General features: G+C 54.2%; 15 protein-coding genes. 8 read left to right on the top strand and 7 right to left on the bottom strand.

Features of this window, described 5'->3' with window-relative positions; translation table 11 throughout:
* Positions 1 to 77: 77 nt before the first annotated feature.
* Positions 78 to 398, top strand: coding sequence for a thioredoxin family protein (locus tag ACS5NO_RS08590; protein WP_439414756.1), 321 nt, complete (start codon positions 78 to 80; stop codon positions 396 to 398).
* Positions 399 to 753: 355 nt separating this feature from the next.
* On the opposite strand, the gene ACS5NO_RS08595 is transcribed toward ACS5NO_RS08590, so the two are convergent.
* A complete protein-coding gene (locus ACS5NO_RS08595) occupies positions 754 to 2,472 on the bottom strand; it encodes a tetratricopeptide repeat protein (RefSeq protein ID WP_439414757.1) in 1,719 nt (572 codons plus the stop codon).
* Between the two features lie 132 nt (positions 2,473 to 2,604).
* Entirely contained in the window at positions 2,605 to 3,999 is a 1,395-nt protein-coding gene (locus ACS5NO_RS08600) for a chloride channel protein (protein ID WP_439414758.1), read from the bottom strand.
* Positions 4,000 to 4,350: 351 nt separating this feature from the next.
* Between ACS5NO_RS08600 and ACS5NO_RS08605 the strand changes: the two genes are divergently transcribed.
* Complete coding sequence (locus tag ACS5NO_RS08605; RefSeq protein ID WP_439414759.1) at positions 4,351 to 5,745, top strand: TIGR00341 family protein; 1,395 nt, start codon at positions 4,351 to 4,353, stop codon at positions 5,743 to 5,745.
* 14 nt (positions 5,746 to 5,759) lie between these two features.
* Here ACS5NO_RS08605 and ACS5NO_RS08610 read toward each other — a convergent pair whose 3' ends face one another.
* Entirely contained in the window at positions 5,760 to 6,662 is a 903-nt protein-coding gene (locus ACS5NO_RS08610; protein ID WP_439414760.1) for a LysR family transcriptional regulator, read from the bottom strand.
* 95 nt (positions 6,663 to 6,757) lie between these two features.
* Between ACS5NO_RS08610 and ACS5NO_RS08615 the strand changes: the two genes are divergently transcribed.
* Both ACS5NO_RS08615 and ACS5NO_RS08620 read left to right on the top strand, forming a co-directional pair.
* Positions 6,758 to 7,369: an NAD(P)H-dependent oxidoreductase gene (locus ACS5NO_RS08615; protein ID WP_439414761.1), complete on the top strand. Its 612-nt coding sequence runs from the start codon at positions 6,758 to 6,760 to the stop codon at positions 7,367 to 7,369.
* A gap of 122 nt (positions 7,370 to 7,491) precedes the next feature.
* Positions 7,492 to 9,078, top strand: a complete 1,587-nt coding sequence (locus ACS5NO_RS08620) for a Na+/H+ antiporter (protein WP_439414762.1) — start codon at positions 7,492 to 7,494, stop codon at positions 9,076 to 9,078.
* Between the two features lie 176 nt (positions 9,079 to 9,254).
* On the opposite strand, the gene ACS5NO_RS08625 is transcribed toward ACS5NO_RS08620, so the two are convergent.
* Complete coding sequence (locus ACS5NO_RS08625) at positions 9,255 to 10,088, bottom strand: peptidoglycan-binding protein (RefSeq protein ID WP_439414763.1); 834 nt, start codon at positions 10,086 to 10,088, stop codon at positions 9,255 to 9,257.
* Between the two features lie 295 nt (positions 10,089 to 10,383).
* On the opposite strand from ACS5NO_RS08625, the gene ACS5NO_RS08630 reads away from it, so the two are divergent.
* A complete protein-coding gene (locus ACS5NO_RS08630) occupies positions 10,384 to 12,555 on the top strand; it encodes a beta-N-acetylhexosaminidase family protein (protein WP_439414764.1) in 2,172 nt (723 codons plus the stop codon).
* A gap of 97 nt (positions 12,556 to 12,652) precedes the next feature.
* On the opposite strand, the gene ACS5NO_RS08635 is transcribed toward ACS5NO_RS08630, so the two are convergent.
* The gene (locus tag ACS5NO_RS08635) at positions 12,653 to 14,032 is read right to left on the bottom strand and encodes a glucuronyl esterase domain-containing protein (RefSeq protein WP_439414765.1); all 1,380 of its coding nucleotides are present in this window, start codon (positions 14,030 to 14,032) and stop codon (positions 12,653 to 12,655) included.
* Between the two features lie 190 nt (positions 14,033 to 14,222).
* On the opposite strand from ACS5NO_RS08635, the gene ACS5NO_RS08640 reads away from it, so the two are divergent.
* Positions 14,223 to 16,859, top strand: coding sequence for a DUF7133 domain-containing protein (locus ACS5NO_RS08640; RefSeq protein ID WP_439414766.1), 2,637 nt, complete (start codon positions 14,223 to 14,225; stop codon positions 16,857 to 16,859).
* Positions 16,860 to 16,941: 82 nt separating this feature from the next.
* Here ACS5NO_RS08640 and ACS5NO_RS08645 read toward each other — a convergent pair whose 3' ends face one another.
* Together ACS5NO_RS08645 and ACS5NO_RS08650 are read right to left on the bottom strand one after the other, a co-directional pair.
* The gene (locus ACS5NO_RS08645) at positions 16,942 to 17,535 is read right to left on the bottom strand and encodes a 2OG-Fe(II) oxygenase (RefSeq protein WP_439414767.1); all 594 of its coding nucleotides are present in this window, start codon (positions 17,533 to 17,535) and stop codon (positions 16,942 to 16,944) included.
* A gap of 63 nt (positions 17,536 to 17,598) precedes the next feature.
* Positions 17,599 to 18,645, bottom strand: coding sequence for an Atu2307/SP_0267 family LLM class monooxygenase (locus tag ACS5NO_RS08650; RefSeq protein ID WP_439414768.1), 1,047 nt, complete (start codon positions 18,643 to 18,645; stop codon positions 17,599 to 17,601).
* 225 nt (positions 18,646 to 18,870) lie between these two features.
* On the opposite strand from ACS5NO_RS08650, the gene ACS5NO_RS08655 reads away from it, so the two are divergent.
* Positions 18,871 to 19,455 (top strand): TetR/AcrR family transcriptional regulator, encoded by a 585-nt coding sequence (locus ACS5NO_RS08655; RefSeq protein WP_439414769.1) that lies wholly within the window; start codon positions 18,871 to 18,873, stop codon positions 19,453 to 19,455.
* On the top strand, positions 19,452 to 20,123 hold the full coding sequence (locus ACS5NO_RS08660) for an NAD-dependent epimerase/dehydratase family protein (protein ID WP_439414770.1): 672 nt from the start codon (positions 19,452 to 19,454) through the stop codon (positions 20,121 to 20,123). Before ACS5NO_RS08655 ends, ACS5NO_RS08660 begins: the two co-directional genes overlap by 4 nt.
* Positions 20,124 to 20,139 lie beyond the last annotated feature (16 nt).

A 20,139-nucleotide genomic window follows, 5' to 3' on the forward strand; every position in this document is an offset into this window, starting at 1 on the left:
TTTCCGGGTTGATAGTTGGCCCGCATAAGCCGCTATCGTATCGTAAACTTTAAAACCGTAAACCATGAACTGAATTTATGAACTCGACCCTTTTTCGGCCCCTGATCGTTCCCGCCAAAACCGTGGTTCTGCTGGTGTTTGTCCCTAATTCCGGGTCACAGCAGGATTCGGTCAATCAGTTGCTGGACCGGGTCGGAGCGGTGTTGGGCGATCGCATTCGGATCACCCGCGTCGATCAGGTCGTTCATCCTGAAGTGGTCCGAAGCTTCGGGGTTTACCAGTTGCCGTCGTACATTCTGCTGAAACAGGGTATCGAAATCTGGCGTCACAACGGGCTGATGGACGCCCGGGAGTTGATTCGCACTCTGTCGGTGCAACTCCAGGAAGAGGGAAAGTAGTAACAAGCTGTTTGAGTTAAGTGGGGAGAGCCCTGGAAGGGCGGTCTGTCAATAGTCAATAGCATCCATCCGCTCGTGGTAGCTCCGGAGGAGCGGTCAAAAAACATCTTCAGGCCGCTCCTCCGGAGCTACCACGAGCGGATGGATGCTATTGACAGGACAGGCCTCCGGCCTTCATTCAAACAACTTCTAAATCAATTGCAATCTAGTAAGCGTAAATAAAGTGCCGTGTAAATTCTGACTTAGCTGTTCGGAAACGTACCCTGAAAGCGTGTGATGGGAAAACAAAACCCTGCCAGGGGTCTAAACCGCCCCGGCAGGGTTCCCATTTACCATCTTACTCAAACGTACTCAACTAGTTATTGTCGTCCGTGTCCGTGGCTTCCGGTTTTTCCTCTTCTTTTTTGGTATCCGCCACCATTTCCCGCTTATCGATGTAGTCCAGCAGTTGCTGAACGTTCTTGTTGGCGGGGTCCAGTTCCAGCGCCTTTTGCAGATACGGAACCGCCTGGGCGATGTCTTTTTCGCGGTAATACTGATAGCCGATAAAGCTGTTGGCTTCAATCAGGTCTTTCTTCGATACTTTGGACGAATCAGCACTTTCCAGAAAAGCCTGGTAATACGTAATGGCCCGCAGACCGGCGCTGTCGTCTTTCATATACCGATTGACCCGCGCGCGCCAGAAGGGACCCCGGTCGTAGGTGGGATTGACCTCGGTCAGTTTGGCAAAAGCCGAGTCGGCTTTCGGCAGCAGCGTGCTGTCTTTGTTGATGGAAAACCCGAAATACGCACTCCGGCCCACGTTGTAATAATCCTGCCCCACAACGCGCTGGTTGTGTTGCTGCTTCCACTGGATGCCCTGCTCGTAGGCATGGGCGGCCTCGCCGTAGTTTTTGAGGTCTTTATACTGAATCAGTGCTATTTCGTCGAAGTAGTTTTTGGATGTATCCGCCGTGGCTTTGTTCAAAAACACCAGTGCCAGCGAATCACTGACGGTTGTCGTGTCGGCGCGGTTGGCATAGGCCCGGCCCAGAGCCGCGTAGTCCATCGTAAACTGGTCTTCTTCCTTCGAGTCTTTCAACACCTGTTCCATCAGTTCCAGGGCTTCGTCATACTTTTTGTAGTCGTCCGTCACGTAGGCGTAGGCATACATGCGCCGGACGGCGTTGCTGTTTTTCAGGAGCGACTGGTCTTTGATTTTGGACAGGTAGTCCATCATGTTCTTGTAATCTTCGCTCAGAAAAGCCAGCTTTGTGTAGCGCAGGATGGTAGAATCGGACGGTTCCGAGTTGTCCACCATTTTTTTGTAGTTATAGGCCGACGACCGGTAATTGCGGCTCAGGGAGTACAGATCGCCCAGATTTTCATAGGCTGGCGTGAACGTCGAATCGACGCCGAGGGCTTTGACGAAATAATCACGCGCGGTGTTGTAGTTTTTCGACCCTTTGAAAATATAACCGATGTTCGTCAGGACGTATGGTTGCTGAGCGTCGAGCTGCAAAGCCGATTCGTAGGCCGACACGGCTTCGCCACCCTGGTTTTTCAGGCGCAGCGCGTCACCTTTCACGACATAATACCCGGCTTTTTTCTCCACTTTTTCGTTGGATAATACCTTGTCGATCAACCGCAGGGCTTCGTCGGGGTTCCGGTTTTTGTCGATGAGAATATTCATTTCGGCCAGGCGGTGGAGCCAGTCGGGGTGTTTGCGTTTGGCTTTTTTCTCCACTTCCGCCCAGATCGTTTTGGCTTCGTCGGCTTGTCCGCGCAACAGCGCCACGCCCCCCAGTCCGATTTTATTCAGGTAATTCTTTTTATCGAGACCGGCTCCTTTCTGGAAAGCCAGTTGGGCCGAATCGGGCTGATTAGTTTGCAGGTAATACCGGCCCAGAAAGAAATAGGAGTCGGGAGAAGGCTGGCTGGACACGGCCTGCCGGTAGAGCTGACCCGCCTGCTGGGGCCGGTCGGACTGGAAATGGGTGATGGCCTGCTGGATCGTGGCATCGGCGGATTGGGCTACCGCCGTACTGCCCGCCAGAAGCGTCCCGATCAACGAGAATAGGATGTGCTTTTTCATGGTGTTGAGCGTTTGCGTGGATGCATTTCACCGGGAAAATCCCGGTGGGATGGACTGCAAATTGCATGAGAAAGCTAAGAACGGGCTTAATAAAACCTTAGAATTGCCTTAGAGCCTGCGGCCGGAAAACCGTCAGTTTGCTTTCGGTGTCGCAGCCGGTTCGTTGGGCATAGCCTGATGGGTTTCGGCCAGAAAACCTTTTTTCAGGTGTTCATACATCGAGTGCGGATCGACCAGCGAAGCAATCAATTGCGCGGTCATGCCGCCGAGCAGCAGCGGGAAAATGGCGGAATGGCGGTCGGTCATTTCCAGCACCAGAATGGCCGCTGTAAACGGCGAACGCACCACGCCGGTCAGAAAGCTCACCATCCCGACCAGCACCACAACGGTAGTTTCCTGCTGGTCAATCGTTAAGACGTGCGCGATCAGTTCGCCCAAAATGGCTCCGGCGCTCAATGAGGTGGCAAAGATTCCCCCGGCTCCTCCGCTGCTGTAGCTCAAAACCATGCCCATGATCCGGGCCGGAAACACGTACCAGGGCACTTCGCCGGGGTGGTGAAACAGCAGGTGATTGATGAGCGGTTTGCCGGTTCCGGCCGCATCGATGCCACCCCAGTAGATCAGGGCCGCAAACAGGAGGCCGCAACCGATGACCCAAATCACCTGCTGCGGCACGGTTTTCCACGTTTTCCGGTATTGATTGATTTGCACCAGCAGTTTGCCAAAGAGCGCACCGGCTAGCCCGGCTATCAGTGCTGTGACAAAGGCCACGCCCAGAAAAGACAGGCCGGTGGTGGGAACGGCGGGATACCCGAGGTACAGATAGGAACCCAGCAGGGCCTGCGCCGTCATCCCGGCAATGATGACGGCGGTAAAAACGGCGGTTCGGTAGAGCGTGATGTGCGTGTGCGTCAGTTCCTCTACCACAAACACGATACCGCCCAGCGGGGTGTTGAACGCGGCCGCCAGCCCGGCGGCTCCGCCAGTGACGAGCACAATCTGGCGGGATAGTTGCGGCCAGCCCCGGGGTTGCAGGCGGTTGATGAGTTGAAAGAGCGAGGCCGAAATCTGAATTGTAGGGCCTTCGCGCCCGATGGCTCCCCCGCCGAGCAGCAGAATCCCGCTGCTCAGGATTTTGACGACGGCAATTCGAAGGCTCAGCAGATACGAAATTTTGGTGTGATGGGCGGGGGTCGCCAGGTCGATGGCGGCCATGAGTTGCGGAATACCGCTCCCACGGGCGGCCGGAGCCAGCGCCCGAACCAGCGCCCAGGAAAGCAAAAAGCAGAGTGGGGTGAGCAGGAAAGCCCAGGCCGGAATCCGCAGAAACCAGGTTTGAAAGGTGGCTTCTGACCACGCAAACAGGCGTTCGTATCCCACCGTCACCAGGCCCGTCAGGAGTGAGGCAATCCAGAACGGAATGGATTGCAGCGTGGTTCGGCGGACGCGTTCATTGTAAATGGACCGGACAAAACGGTTGTCGAAACGGGTTAATAGCTTCTGGTACAATGAGGGCTGGTTTTTCATCAACGATAGAAACGTTCCGACGGTCTGTTTTGTAAATCTGGAAAAAGAACGAATTTTAAACGCTTTCCAATCCAATAAGTTATTCATTGGGCTGAGTCATGGTGTGTTGCAGAAAGCGGTTTACCAACCTGTTTTTTTTGATCGAAGACCCGAAACGGTGGGCTGGTGATGACCGCCAAAGCTGTCGAACACTGATTAGGCCGGGCTTAATACCGGATTAGATTTTGCTTAGAACCCGGTTTTCTGGAATAAAAATTGCGTTTTTTAAAATAGATTCAACCCGGTTCTGGTGTCATCCTCTTATTGAGAAAACCGGAAAGCATCAGATTAGCTCCTAAACCTACCGACGTTATGTTAACCGAAGAGCGGAATCAAGCCCGAAAAGAACGAAGTTCGACCTGGGATACCATCCGCCATTTCATCCGCGACCGGTTCAGTCTGGATGAGGATAAGGCCGATGAAGCCGAAATTATCCAGTCCATCAGCCGGGGTATCGAGTTCAAAGGGACCAATCTGTGGGCGCTTATTTTCGCCATCTTCATTGCCTCCATCGGGTTGGACGTCAATTCGACGGCGGTCATCATCGGAGCCATGCTCATTTCTCCGCTGATGGGGCCTATTATGGGCATTGGATTGGGTGTAGGCATCAACGATCTGGCCCTGATTCAACGGGCCTTCAAAAACCTGTTCATTGCTGCCATCATTAGCCTGCTGACATCCACCCTTTACTTTCTGGTCAGTCCACTACACGTTGCGCAGTCGGAATTACTGGCCCGCACCTCGCCCACCATTTGGGATGCGTTCATCGCTTTTTTTGGGGGCCTGGCCGGGATTGTAGCGGGTTCGCGCCGGGACAAAATCAGCAATGTTATTCCGGGCGTGGCCATTGCTACCGCTCTGATGCCGCCCCTCTGCACGGCGGGTTACGGCATCGCCAACGGCAATCTTTCGTACTTTTTCGGGGCTTTTTATCTGTTTCTGATCAACAGCGTCTGCATTAGTCTGTCCACGTTTCTGATTGTGCGGTTTCTGGGGTACCACCAGAAGGAATACGCCAATCCGGCCATTGAGAAACGGGTTAGAAATACCATTCTGGCCGCCGTCCTGATCGTGCTTGTTCCCAGCACCTACCTGGGCTATCAGATCGTTCGGAAAACCATCTTTGAGCAAGCCGCCAAACGGTTTGTGACCAATGAAGGCAATTTTCAGTATCGGCAGGTGGTCAATTATACGGCGCGCTACCAGCGGGATGGGAGCCGTATTGAACTGATGGTGGTGGGCGAACCCATGCCGCCCGACTCGATTCAGCTCCTGAAAGCCAAATTGCCTGCCTATGGATTGGGAAATACCGCCCTGATCATCAGGCAGGGGGCCTTGAAAGATGCGGAAGTCGATGTCAACACCATCACGTCTACCGTCACCGACCAGATCATTAAATACAGCCAGGGGTCGATTGCCCGCAAAGACCAGACCATCGATTCGCTCCGGAATTACATCGAAGCCACCCAATCGGCCCATTTGCCGGTGGCCGATTTGCGCGACGAACTCAAAACCCTCATGCCCGACGTGCAGTCGTTCACAGCCGCGCGGTCGCTGGTCATGAGCCGTACCGGCAACCGCCCGGATACGGTTTTGCTGGTCTACGCCAAATTTAGCCGCCGACACCGGCCCGCCGAAAAAAAGCGCATTGAAAACTGGCTGCGCAGCCGCACCAAGAGCCGGAAAATTAAATTGATTGTGGAATAGCTTCCGGACTTCAGTCAGATAACCGCATTCTTCTCAAAAATCTGCTGAATCCGGGCAATCTCCTCGCTGTAGATGGTTTTCTTCCGGGTGCCGAAATACAGCGTGTTTTCAATGACGTTCGTTCCTTCCCAAACCAGTTTCACCAGCCCCCGATCCATCTCCTCCCGGCACAGAAAATCCGGAATGATCGAAAAACCCTCCCGGTCGCTTAGACAGCGTACGATGGAACAGATGTTCGGCACGATGTAGTTGGGTTTGAAGTCCGGGTGGCGGTTGAAATTCAGGTGCCAGAACCGCCTGAGATGATCCATGTCGGCGGCTGTGCTGTACCAGACCTGCTGTTTCAACCAGACCTCAGCTTCGCCAAACTTTTTCTGTTTCAGCAACGCGTCCAGTTCGGTGGTTTGCGACCGCGCACCCCCGATCAGCACAATCCGCTCTTTCGAAAACGGCTGGTACGTGAGGTTCGTCTGCGTGCCTTTCTGGGGCGTAATGATCAGATCCAGCAAGCCTTTGTCCAGATCGTGCTGCATTTCGGTGTATTCCCCAAACTTGATGATGACGTTGAACGGCAACGTGGCGATGTGCGGTTCCAGCGTAAATTGAAACGTCTCGAAGCACATGCCGATGCTGATGGTCGCCCTGCCGGTTCTGGAGCTTTTGTGAAACTGCTGTTCGGCGGCTTCGAGCTTGCTGATGGGCTCCAGAATGAAATTATACATGACTTTTCCGCGTTCCGTCGGCACCATTTTCCGGGCTGCCCGGTCGAAGAGTTTGTAGCCCGTATGCGCTTCCAGCGAATTCAGGTGCAGGCTGACGCCCGGTTGTGAAATATACAGGGCCTGGGCCGCTGCGGTCAGTGAGCCGGTTTCGTAGATGGCCTTGAACGTCCGAAACCATTCCAGATTTGCAATCATAATCTATCAGTATTATGATACAAAGCTACTACTTAACTTATTTTTATGATCATTGCCGAGCTATTACTTTTGCATCGACAAAAAAGAGAACACCCATGAAGAATATATTTGTGATCAATGGCGGTCAAAAATTTGCCCATTCGGGCGGGGCATTCAACCAGACGCTGACGGGCTGGACCGTCGATTTTCTGCGCCAGCATCCTGATTTTGCCGTAAAAGTGACCAACATCAACGACGACTACGACCCGGTTGAAGAAGTGAGAAAATACGTCTGGGCGGATGTGGTGATTTACCACACGCCGGTCTGGTGGTTTCAGGTCCCCCACCGGCTGAAGGAGTACATCGACCTCGTGTTTACAGCGGGTCACCAGCAGGGCATTTACGTCAGCGACGGTCGTTCGCGGAAAAATCCGGCCATCAACTACGGTACGGGCGGAACGTTACAGGGGCGGCTGTATATGCTCACCACGAGCTGGAATGCCCCGGAAGAAGCCTTCACGCTGCCCGGCGAGTTTTTCAATCAAAAAAGTGTCGATGAAGGTGTTATGTTTGGTTTTCACCGGATGAATGCTTTCACGGGGATGGAGCCGCTGGAAGGGCTGCACTTTCACGACGTGGAAAAGAACGCCAACATCGACCGGGATCGACAACGGTATTTGGCCCATCTGGAACGGGTGCTGTTGAGCGATTCCGTGATGGCTGCTTAAGGCGGTTTTTGCGTAAACCGACCGGTAGATACGTGGATGCGCTTGGAAGATCGATCAGGAGGGCGTAATTTGTGGACACCGATTTCAGGCGTCTCCCCAACCATTCGATTAACTCCTTATTCATGCGTGACCTGGTTTTCCTCGGACTGGCTTTGTTACTGGGCATGGCCCTGCTCGCTACACTGGCGCAGCGGCTGCGGATTCCGACGCCCATCTTTCTGGTGATGGGTGGTTTGCTGACCAGCCTGATTCCCGGTGTGCCGACGCTGACCATCGAACCGGATCTCATCTTTCTGGTGTTTCTGCCGCCCTTGCTCTACGAAGCCGCCTGGTTCATGTCCTGGCGCGAACTCTGGCGCTGGCGACGGATTGTGCTGGTGCTGGCCTTCGGGCTGGTCGTCCTGACGGCCACGGCGGTGGCCTATGCCTCAACGGCCCTCATTCCCGGTTTTACGCTGGCGCTGGGATTTTTGCTGGGCGGTATTGTTTCACCCCCGGATGCGGTGGCCGCGACCTCGGTGCTCAAAGGGGTCAACGTCCCCAAAAGCACCCTCAGCATTCTGGAAGGCGAAAGCCTGATTAATGATGCGTCCAGCCTGGTGGTCTTCCGGTTTGCGATGGCAACGGTGATTTCGGGGACTTTCGTCTGGCAGGAGGTCGGCCTGAATTTCGTTATGGTGACGATCATGGGCGCGGTGATCGGCCTGGCGGTGGCGGGTGTGTTTTATGCGATTCACCGCTGGTTGCCCATTCAGACCCGAATCACGATCCTGCTGACGTTCATTGCGCCTTACATCATGTACCTGACCGCAGAACAGTTTCATTATTCGGGGGTCATTGCCGTCGTCAGTGGCGGGCTGTTTTTGTCGAACCACAGTTCGCGGTTGCTCAACCACACAGAGCGGGTGCAGGGGCTGGCGATGTGGGCAACGGTCATTTTTATCATCAACGGTCTGGTGTTTGTGTTGATTGGTCTGGAATTATCCGTTGTCGTGAAAGGACTGGACGGCCATTCATTGACGGATGCCATTGGCTACGGTCTGGCGATCTCGGCCCTGGTCATCGTCGTTCGGCAGGTGTTTGCGATGTTTGCCATGGTATTTACCGAAATCGTAGGGCGGTTTATTCCCGTTGCGGTGCGGAATGTGGGTTGGCGAGGCCCCGTCGTCTTGGGCTGGGCGGGCATGCGGGGCGTCGTTTCGCTGGCGGCCGCCCTCTCCATTCCCTTGACACTGCCCTCGGGTGCCCCTTTCCCCGAGCGTCCCCTGATTTTGTTCATTACGTTCGTGGTGATTCTGGTGACGCTGGTGTTGCAGGGACTGACGCTGCCGCTGGTCATCCGCTGGGTTAACCCGAAAGAACTGATTCCGCGCCTGCCCGAAGAAAAGCAGGAAGCCACCATCAACCGCCGGTTGCATGAAGTGGCTTTGCAGGAGCTAACGCAGCAGTATGCGGTAGCCGATAACCAGTTGCTGAGTCATTTAAAAAGTCGGCTGGAAAGCGGTTTGCTCTTGAATCAATACGTTTCGTCGGATCGGGACGGCCCGCTGCTGGCCAACTACAACGAAGCTCTGTCCCGTTTGCACCGCATCAAACGCCAGGAACTGGAGCGGCTCCGGCACCAGGAAGAGTTCGACGTGGACGTGATCCGCAAAATAGAAGCGCAACTCGATCTGGAAGAAGAAAAAACCGATCATGCGATTCGGTAACGACATCCGTTTTTATGCCGCTCTTTGCCCCGTTAGGGGCTCAGTAGCGTAGCGTTCGTTGGTAGGAGCAAGCAGCTATCCCCTCTGCTCCGTTAGGAGCTTAACAGCGTAGCGTCGGTAGGAGCAGGCTATTCCTCCACCCTCAGCGTGCCGTGAGGCACGCGACTTCTCCGATTTTAAATTACCGACACGACCATTTGCACCGGTTTTACCGGCAAAAGGCTTTCGCCAATTCGGAAGGCCGCCGTAAATTCCGCCAGTCCGTGGCTCCCGCCGTTGACGAGTTTACGCGCCTGCCTAAGATCGTTTTCGAGCAGTGCTTCCTTGATTTGCCGTTCTTTCCGTTTCAGAAAAAGCGCCAGAACCGCAGCCGCCACGTCTGGTTTGTTGGCGAGTGCGGGATTCCCGATCAGGTCAACGCCCAACTCTCTTCCGATTGACTGGTAGTTGCTGCGGCCCGTGAGTTGGATAAAGCCCCGGCCCTTGAAGCGGTCGCCGTCGGGCGGCCCCTGATTGCCCAGATCCCGGCGATTGTCGTACAGGTCGAACGGTTTGCCGCCCGGTGAGGTGTTGAAGCGGGATTTGCCTTCGTCGATGGGTTTGAAACCGGCGGTTTCGGCCCGAATGGTCGATAAAGCCATCAGCACCATGTTGCGGTCGGTCAGATCCTGCTTCTTCAGGGCGTCGAGCACGAAAGGTAGGTTTTTTTTGATATTGTCGAGGGGCGTGAGTGGAAACATCCGGGACACCACGCCCACGGTGACCTGCGGCAACACCGAGTCGGCGGCAACCGCTTCCGGGGTGGGTTCAAAACCGAGTGCGCGCAGCGTTTTGAGACCAACGATGCCGTCGGCCAGCAATCCCTCGCTCCGCTGAAACGCGATAACGGCGGCTTCGGTGCCGGTCCCGAAATCGCCGTCGATTTTGCCAGGGTTGAAACCCAGGGCTTTCAGTTTTTCCTGGAGCCGGACGACGTCGGCACCGGAGGAGTTAAGTTGCAAGGGTTGCATAAAGGAGAAGGTTTAGACGCTTGTGGGAATGCGCCCAAGTTCGCTCATTTTCAGGGCAATGGAAAACCGTTTACACAAAAGACAGCGTGAGATTGCCAAATTTCAGAGACCCGCGACATCGCGGAAAGCAGCGGACGGCAACGATTTTTTCCGGCAAACGAATGGGGATTAATTCGCATCTGCCAGAGACATCAACGGGTATGATCGGGCGGATGCTGCCTTTGATGATCGGTATGGAGTGGTTTGTTTCGACGTCATTTTTTACAGGCCATCTTTTCTCTTAATCTTACAACCTATGAAAGCTTTCCTGTTGACTCTGATGGGCTGTTGGCTCGGATTGCTGCCGTTTAGCCTGGCGCAACGGGTGGCCGTTCGGTTGGCCAATCCGTCGCCCCAGGCGGTTTATGCGGCTGAACAGTTGAAAAAAGCACTGCGGGAACGGAAGTACACGGTTGGTTCGGAACCGGTCGAGTATTTCGTTCTGCTGAAGCTGGACGCGGCTACATTCGGCCCGGAAGCCTACGGTATTTCCCGGCAGGGCAAAACCCTTTCCATCACCGGCGGTGACGGACGCGGGCTGATCTACGGCAGTCTGGCGGTGGTGGAGGAGTTGCGGAATGGCGTCGGTTTGCCGCAAATCAAGGCGCAGAACGAACGTCCGGCCTTCGCACTCCGGGCCATCAAATTCGATCTGCCCTGGGATACCTACCGCCACAGTTACGCCCTCGATCTGCATGCTGAAACCTGCCGTGATACGACCTACTGGAAAGCATTTCTGGATATGATGGTGCAAAACCGCTTCAATGCGCTGAGTCTGTGGAACCTGCATCCGTACACGTTCATGATCCGGCCCAAAAATTTTCCGGCCGCGACGCCCTTCAACGACCAAGAACTGAAGCAGTGGCAGAAGCTGTTCCAGGCGATTTTTCGGATGGCGAATGAACGGGCGATCGACACCTACCTGATTCCGTTTAACATCTTTACCAGCCCGGAATTCTCGAAAGCCTACAACGTCAATCCGGCCTTAAACAACCTGACGCATCATCATTTTATCGACGGCGATACGTCCGAAATCGTCAAACGTTACACGCGGGAATGCGTGACGCAGGTACTTCAGGAATACCCCGAGTTGACCGGTTTTGGCCTGACGCTGGGCGAAGCGATGGGCGGGATGACGCCCCAACAGCGCGAAAACTGGATGAAGGCAACGATTATCGAGGGTATGCGGCTGGCGGGTCGGAAAACGAAACTGATTCACCGCATCCCGTTTTCCAGCACGACGGGTTCACTCGGTGTTACCAGCATCGATACGGAAAAACTCACCCGGAAATCCATCGAAGCCGAAGGGGCCTTGCCGTTTATCGAAGGGCCGATCTGGGCGGATTTGAAATACAACTGGTCGCACGCCCATTCGACGCCGAAACTGGTGAAAGTGCATGGCGGTAAGCTGTACGACACCTATTTTGTGCCGGACCCGAAAGCCTATAAAATTACCTGGACGGCCCGGAATGAAGACTTTTTCTGCCTGCGGTGGGGCGTTCCCGATTTCGTCCGGGCGCATTTGGCCGCCAACCGGCAGTTGTATGTAGGCGGTTATTTTCTGGGTTCGGAAACCTACATTCCGGCGAAAGATTACTTCACCAAACCCGGTGGCCCGGTCGACTGGAAGTACGCATTTGAACGGCAATGGTTGTTTTACAAACTCTGGGGGCGGCTTTTGTACAATCCGGCCACACCGGATGCGGTTTTTAAGGCCGAGTTCACCCGGCGTTACGGCCCATCGGCGAGCGGTTTGCTGGAAGCCTACGCGTTGGCGTCGTCCACCCCCCTGCGGCTGGCTTCGCTGTTCGATTTCACCTGGGATTTTTCGCTCTATTGCGAGGGTATGCTGGCGCACGATGCGAAGAAAAACGTCGCCTACATTTCCGCCGACCGACTCCTGACCCAACCCGTGCTTGATCCCGATTATGTGTCGGCCAGCGATTATGTAAAAACCGTCATCGCCGGTGGTGGTTTTGAATCCACAAAAATAACCCCGCCGAAACTGGCTCAGATGCTGGAACAGGATGGTCAGAAAGCCCTGCAATTAGTCAAATCCATCAACACATCAGCCAATCGCTCGCTGCACTACGAGGTGGCCGATGTGCAGGTTTGGGCCAATCTGGGTTTCCATTTGGCCGAAAAGCTGAAGGGTGCCGTTGCATTACAAACCTACCGAACCCAGGGTGGTGAGTCGAATAAACAGGCTGCGGTAACTCATCTGGAAGCCGCTTTGCGGTATTGGGACGCCGTCGTGGCCATCACCCGACCGCTCTACAACGACATGCCACTGGTTCATTTTACCGAACAGAAAGGCTTTACCTGGGAACAAAACGAAACGCTCCGGTTTCACTGGGAGAAGCTCCGGGGCGAGGTCGCGAACGACGTTGAGATTGCTAAAAATGCGGTGTTTAATTCGGAAAAATAAGGTGCGGTTTTTGGTACCAGCCCACGGTTTTAACCGTGGGATCGCGCGGTATTGCGATGGAAAAATCTGGCGTCTGAAACCGTTTCAACGGTTTTGATTATTTGAAATAACGATCCGCAAAAATCAGGAACGTCGGCCAGTTCGGGCCGGTCGTGTGCCCTCCGCTGTGCTGGCGGAAGGCGATGTCGCCGTCGACCAGGGCGGTTTCGATGGGCGGGAATTCCATCGTTCCCAGACCTTTTTTACCCAGCAGTTTATAAACCGGTCCGGCCAATGCGCCCCCCAGAAACATACCTTTGGCATCGACCCAGTTGCCTTCCACCTGCGGTGAACCGGAACTGATGAAAACCGGTCGGGGCGCACACAATGCCACTAATTCATGGGCATCGACGGGTAAATCAATGGGGGTCAGTGGGCCGGCATATTTGATGAAGTTGCCCGCCATCCAGTGGTATTCGGCGGCAGAAGCGACATTCTCGACCTGCTCGCCAAATTTCCGGCGGTGAATTTTAACGCCCCCTTCGCCCGACGAGCCGACAAACGCAATGGCCAGTCGGGGTTCATACGCCATCGTGACAGCGGTGGCCTTGCCGTAGCGCGAAAGCCCTTCGATTCCAATTTTTTTGGCGTCCACTGCTTTGTCGGTTTCGAAATAATCCAGGGCGCGGCTGGCTCCCCAGGCCCAGGCCCGCAAGGCTCCCCAGTCGTCGGGTTTGCGGGTTTGTCCTTTGTTCATCAGCCCAATGATGCCTTGCGTCAGACCTGCACCGTTGTCGGCCTGGTAGCTCGTGGGGTACAAAACCGCATAACCCCAACCCTTGGCCAGAAGCTGCTGCTGCCAGGTCGGTTCGGGTTTCGCCGGTGGGTTGGTCGCGGGAGGGGGCGGCAGCCGGAAACCCGCCGGAAACCGAAATCCATAACTCATCATGACCGGAACCGGGCCGGTAGCGTTGGCGGGGGTCGAAAGCGTTAGCTCAATGTCGACCTTGATGGCCGGATACGCGGAATTGTCGACATGCCCCAGCAGTTTTTTCGTGATCACGGGAATATCGCCGTTCATTTCTTTCGTTTCACTGGTCACTTCCCAGGTCACTTTCGGAAGGTTTTTCGGCACTCGCCCGTAGATTTCCCGGTCAAAATCTTCCACAATTTCCGGTCGTCGCTGCTGCCACCATTGCCTGGGCGTCGTCACTTTTTTGCCATTCTTCAACACCAGCGGATCGGGTAGACGGGTGTAGGGCGAGGCCTGTGACTCATCGATGTTCGCGGCATTGGGCGCATTGGGATTCCCCGATGGGCCGGGTCGCAACGACGTGATATTCAATTGTTCCAGCATCTTTTTGTGATCCTGTTCCGATTGTTTTTGAATAACCGCCTGAGCCGCCAGAAAGGCTTTTCGGGTGGAATCCGAATCCTGCGCAACGGCCTGAAAACCGCTCAGGGCTAAAAAAGAAAGAAGAAAAACCGTGTTTTTCATAGGGTCTTAGGCGGTATTTAGGAATTTTTAAAGCGTAAATAGTGTATGCAAAACCGGTTGCTTTTTTATAAAAATACGGGAAATCGGGTGCCGGAAATAGCCGTTTTTGCCATTTTTATTTATCCGTAAAGTAAACGTACTTCGTATTCGATTTTGCGGCACCCTCGAGAAACGTTCTAAAAAGAAAACCATGTTAAAAATTTCCTTAAGTCTGGTCTATAGTGTCCTGATCCTGATGGGGTTGGTTGGACAACTGGGCAATTCTGAAACCAAACTACTCCAAAAATCTACGAATCGGGCGGTTATTTCTGCCGACCCAGATGAACTGGTAATTACGAATTTCGCCGGTCCCGACCTCACGCCCAGCCCATCCTGTCTTGCCGTGGCACCGACCGGCGAAGTCTACGTCGGTGTAGACATGATTGGGTCGCTGGGCAAAACGCCGGGCAAGGGCTACATCATCAAACTGGTCGATAGCAACAACGATGGCAAAGTCGACCGGCACACCAAATTTGCGATGGCCGACAACCCGCGCGGTATTATTTCCCAAGGTGATCAACTGTTCGTCCTGCACACGACGTTTTCGGCGGAAACCGGGATCGCCAGTGGCATGGATCTGGTAGTTTTCGAAGATAAAAACCACGATGGCGTGGCCGACGGCCCGTCAAAACCGCTGATTCAAAACATCAGCTCGCCCAAATTTCTGCAAAGCCGGGGCACCGACCACTCGACCAACGGCATCCGGATGGGAATCGACGGCTGGATTTACATCGCCGTCGGCGACTTTGGCTTCCACGGTGCCGTGGACCGGAGCGGAAAGAAGTTGACCCAACTCGGCGGGGGCATCGTGCGGGTGCGGCCCGATGGAACCGAAATGGAAGTGTATTCGCACGGGATGCGGAACATCTACGATGTGGCCATCGACCCGTATATGAATATTTTCACGCGCGACAACACCAACGACGGCGGGGGCTGGAACATCCGGTTTAGCCACCAGATTCAATCCGGAGAATACGGTTATCCGGTTCTTTTTAAGGGTTTTACGGATGAAATCATTCCCGCGCTGGTCGATGTGGGTGGTGGCTCCGGTACGGGTTCGCTGTTCATGGACGATCCGACCTGGCCGGAAAAATACAATCATGTGCCGATGATGGCCGACTGGGGAAGAAGCCAGCTTTACATTCACCGCGTGACGCCGGATGGCCCGAGTTTTACGCAAAAAGAAGAAGAGTTTATCAAATTACCGCAAATCACCGATGTGGACGTCGACGCGTCGGGCCGGATGTATCTGTCGGCTTGGGACGGTGCGGGCTATTCCGGCAATCCGGCCAAAGGCTACGTGGTGCGGGTTGTGCCGAAAACCTGGTCGTACAAAGCCTTTGCGGATGTCAAAAAAGCGTCGGTGAAAGAGCTGGTCGCCTTGTTGAAATCCGGGAGTGCCGTGGCACGTCTGGCGGCCCAGCAGGAGTTGCTGACCCGCCCGAAAGACGCGGCTGACGCTTCCTGGAAACTGGCCGCCGACAAAAGCCTGCCGCTTTACGTCCGGGTTGCCGGCATTTTTACGTACGCGCAGGCGGCCGGAGCCAACGGGATAACCAATCTGGTGAAACTGACCTCGGAAAACGACGTTCGGGAGTTCGCGTTGAAAGCACTGGCCGACCGGAAACCGAACCTCCAAACCGTGCCCATCGAACCGTTTCTTCAGGGATTGAAGGATCCGTCGGAGCGGGTGCGGCTGGCGGCTACCGTCGGTTTGGGGCGTTTGGGACGGATCGAAGCCGCTCCGGCCTTGTTGCAGGTGAAAGTGCCGGCTTCCTTCGTCGCCCCGGCGAAAGGCACGGAAGGCCCGCACGCGACGCCCAATGCCGCCATCGTCCCTCCGCACCTGGCGGTTCGGGCGTTGGTGAGCCTGAACGCCGTCGATGCGTGTGTGAACGCCATCGGTACCGAAAATTCCACGATTGCACTCTGGGCGCTACGGTATATGCACGATCCGAAAGCGGCCACCGGTTTGATTGCAGCCTATAAAAAAGCGAAGGATGAAACCCTGAAAAAGCAGATTCTGACGACTTTGTCCCGGCTTTACAAAAAGGAAGCGGATTACGACGGTTCGTGGTGGTGGAGTACCCGGCCCGATACGCACGGTCCTTATTACAAGGGTGTTACCTGGGAGTCGTCACCGGCGATCAAAGACTTGCTGATGCAGGAATGGACGAAAGCGGATGCGTCAGGCAAGCAATTTTTTGCCGATTTGAACGGACGGCACCGGATGGAAATCACCGAGTTTGGCGGGGAAGAGGTTGTGGCAGCCAATGAAGAAACCAAAGTGGATCTGGAAAAAATCAGAAACCAGAAAGGGCAGGTTGGCAAAGCGTCGATTGAAGACGTGATGCTGGCGATGGCGAAAATCAAGGGAGATGCGGCCCTCGGAAAAACACTTTTTACCCAGCAGGGCTGTATTGCCTGCCACAGCCTGAGCAAAAGCGAGCCGATGAAAGGGCCGTTTATGGGTCAGATTGGCTCGATCATGAACCGTGAACAGATCGCCGAGTCGATTCTGAAACCCAATGCGTCGATCTCGCAGGGTTTCGCCACGGTGTTGATCACGGCCAAAGGCAATAAGACGTACATGGGTTTTGTTTCGGAAGAATCGGCCAGCAAAGTGGTGATGCGCAACATTACGGGCGAAGTGTTCACCATCAAAACCAGCGACATTCTGACGCGGAAAGAACAGGAAACCTCGATGATGCCGTCGGGCCTGGCCAACGCCCTGTCGTACGAAGAATTTGCGTCGCTGATCACGTTCCTGTCGCAACAGAAAAAGTAAAGGCGGTTTACGGTATACGGTTTACGGTGGGCTGACGCATCCAGGATAACGCGTCAGCCCACCGTAAACGGAAAACCGTAAACTAATTCACCTTCAACCAGCCGGTTATACTCATCCGGGGTTTATTGGTCCGGAGGACTTCGTGTTCCAGTTCGTTACTCTTAAAAAAGACGATTTTGCCGTTTACCGGGGCGATGTGTTGTACGGTATCGCCCCGGTGAATGCACAATTCGCCACCGTCATCTTCCTGCCAGTCGGCGTTTAAATACAGGATCATCGAATACTTCCGGCTGTCGTTGTTGCGAAACTGATCGAGGTGTTTCTGGTAAAAACTGCCCGTTTCATACAGCGTATAGTGAAATTCGTAGCCGGTGATGCCCGTGTAACAGGTCTGGTTTAAATGACGGACAAACCGGTCCATCAGGTCAAAAAAGTCATTTTCGTAGCGGTCATTGTGCTGGCGATCCAGCCAGTAAATCAGGTCGCTGCGAACCCGTTTATTCTGCACAACCTGGCCGTCGCTGCCGGTACCTGCCGACCGAAGCCGGTTTTCGGCATACAATGTGGTCAGATTTTCTTTCAGATGAGCCGCCAGCGCGTCACTTAAAAAATGGTCGGCGATGCCGACGTTATGGTCAATAAAACTTGTGATGAGGGAATCAAAGATCGTTTGCAATCCGGATGGGAGCACTGCGCCCGTATTCCGGTGAAGGTACGTCTAATTCCCGGCAATTACGGTTTAAACCGGCTCGGGCGTTCGTAAGGCTTTCCGAACGGCTGGCGCCACTTTGGTTCCGAACAATTCGATCGCGCGAAGCACTTTACTGTGCGGAAGCTGATGGCTACCAATGAGTTGAGCCAGATACCGGGTGTTCTGGAACAATTCGTGAAAGTGCAGAATCTTGTCGATGGCCTGCTGCGGACTGCCCACCAGCAGCGGCCCGGACTGGCGCATGTACTCAAAATGCTCGCGTCCAATGGGCGACCAGCCCCGTTCACGGCCAATGCGGTTCATCATCTGTTCGTAGGACGGAAAGAGTTCGTCCGACGCCTGTTGTGAATTGTCGGCCAGGTAAAAATGCGAATTGATCGCCAGCGGCAGTTTCGCAACGTCGTGACCGGCTTTCTGCGCCGATTGCCGGAACAAATTCACGAACGGCACAAACCGGTCGGGCGAACCGCCCAGCATCGCCAGCGTCATGGGCAGGTTCATCGTGCCCGCCCGAACGGCGGATGCGGGTGTGCCACCAACGGCCAGCCAGATTGGGAGCGATTCCTGATACGGACGCGGATAAACGCCCAGGTTGCGGATGGCGGCCCGGTGTTTGCCCTGCCAGTTGACGATTTCGCTTTTATTAATCGCCACCAGAAGGTCCAGTTTTTCGGTAAACAGCTCGTCGTAATCCTTCAGGTCGTAGCCAAACAGCGGGAAAGATTCGATGAACGAACCGCGCCCGGCCATGATCTCGGCCCGGCCGTTGGAAATGAGATCCAGCGACGCGAAATTCTGGAACACCCGAACCGGATCGGCTGAACTCAAAACCGTCACGGAACTCGACAGACGGATATTTTTCGTGAGGGAGGCTGCGGCTGCCAGAATGACCTCCGGGGCCGACACCATAAAATCCGGCCGGTGGTGTTCGCCGAGGGCAAAGACGTCCAGCCCCACTTCGTCGGCCAGTTTAATTTCTTCCAGCAATTGCTGCATCCGCTGGTGGGCGTTGACGGCTTTTCCGGCCACGCCATCGGGCAGAACTTCGCCAAAACTGCTAATACCTAATTCCATGATTATTCAGTTAAAAAGTATTGGTCGAAAAAAGAAGACGACTCTCAACCGGTTGGCCGGATTCAGAAAGCCGATCCATATTGTTAGTAGTACTTTTAAAAACCGCCAATAGTTCATTTAAGGCATTCACGGCGTTACAGTTTTCCATTTATCCCATTTTTGTGGAATTCCGCCGTGACCTGCTTATTTTGCGTATATTTATAGAGCGATTAGTCAATCAAAGAAATGAGCAAACTGGATAAACCCGAAAAAATACTGGCAACCGCGTTGAAACTCTTCGTCGCTTACGGTTTTCACGGCACGCCCACGAGCCGGATTGCCAGCGAAGCCGGGGTTTCGAACGGAACCCTTTTTCATTATTTCAAAACGAAAGACGAGCTGGTGGTGGCTTTGTATACGGCTATCAAGGAAGAACTGAATCAGTATTTGGCGGAAAAAGCCAACGAAACCGGCGACGTGAAAGAAAAATTCAGGAACCTGTTTCGGTATTCCCTGGCATGGGCGCTGGAAAACCGGGACGCTTTTTACTTCATCCAGCAGTTTCATTTCTCACCGCATCTGGGCCTGGTTCCGGACGAGGAGATTCGGAAGCAATCTGAAAAGCACCGAAACTTGTTTCAGGAGGCCCGTGACGCGAAGGTGTTGAAACCGTTGCCGCCAGACTTGCTCATGATGCTTTCGATAAACCAGATCAATGGACTCTTTCAGTATCTGACTGCCCAAACCGTGCCCGCTGAGAACCAGCCGCAACGGATCGATGACGTTTTTGAACTCACCTGGACAATGATTGCAAACCCCGAAAAACCATGAAAACGAACGGAATCAGAGCCATTATCACCGGAACGACCGGTATGGTAGGTGAAGGTGTTTTGCACGAATGCCTGCTGCATCCGGAGGTGGAAGCGGTGTTGATTATCAACCGAAAACCGTCCGGAATGTCCCATCCCAAATTGACAGAAATCATTCATGCGGATTTTTATGACCTGTCGACGATTGAAAACCGCCTGGCTGGTTACAACGCGTGCTTTTTCTGTCTGGGCGTTTCGTCAGTCGGCATGAGCGAGCCGGATTATTACAAAGTAACCCACACGCTCACGCTGAACGTGGCGACGGTTTTGAGCAAGCTGAACCCGGACATGACGTTTTGTTACATTTCGGGAGCGGGTACGGACAGCACGGAGCAAGGCCGTTCGATGTGGGCGCGGGTCAAAGGGAAAACCGAGAATGATTTGCTGAAACTGCCTTTTAAACAGGTATTTAACTTCCGGCCGGGTTTTATCAAACCGACCAAAGGACTGAAAAATACACTGAAAATGTACCGGTATATCCGCTGGCTGTTTCCCATTGGCCGGGCGTTGTATCCCGGCGGTTTTTGCACCTTACGGGAGTTGGGACTGGCCATGATCCATACGGTCAACAAAGGCTACGAAAAGCAGATTCTGGAGGGAAAAGATATTATTGAACTGGCCAAACGGTAGAGACTGGCAAGCGGAT

Origin of the sequence: Larkinella fluvii (assembly GCF_051857545.1) — a bacterium.
Taxonomy (GTDB): Bacteria; Bacteroidota; Bacteroidia; order Cytophagales; family Spirosomataceae; genus Larkinella.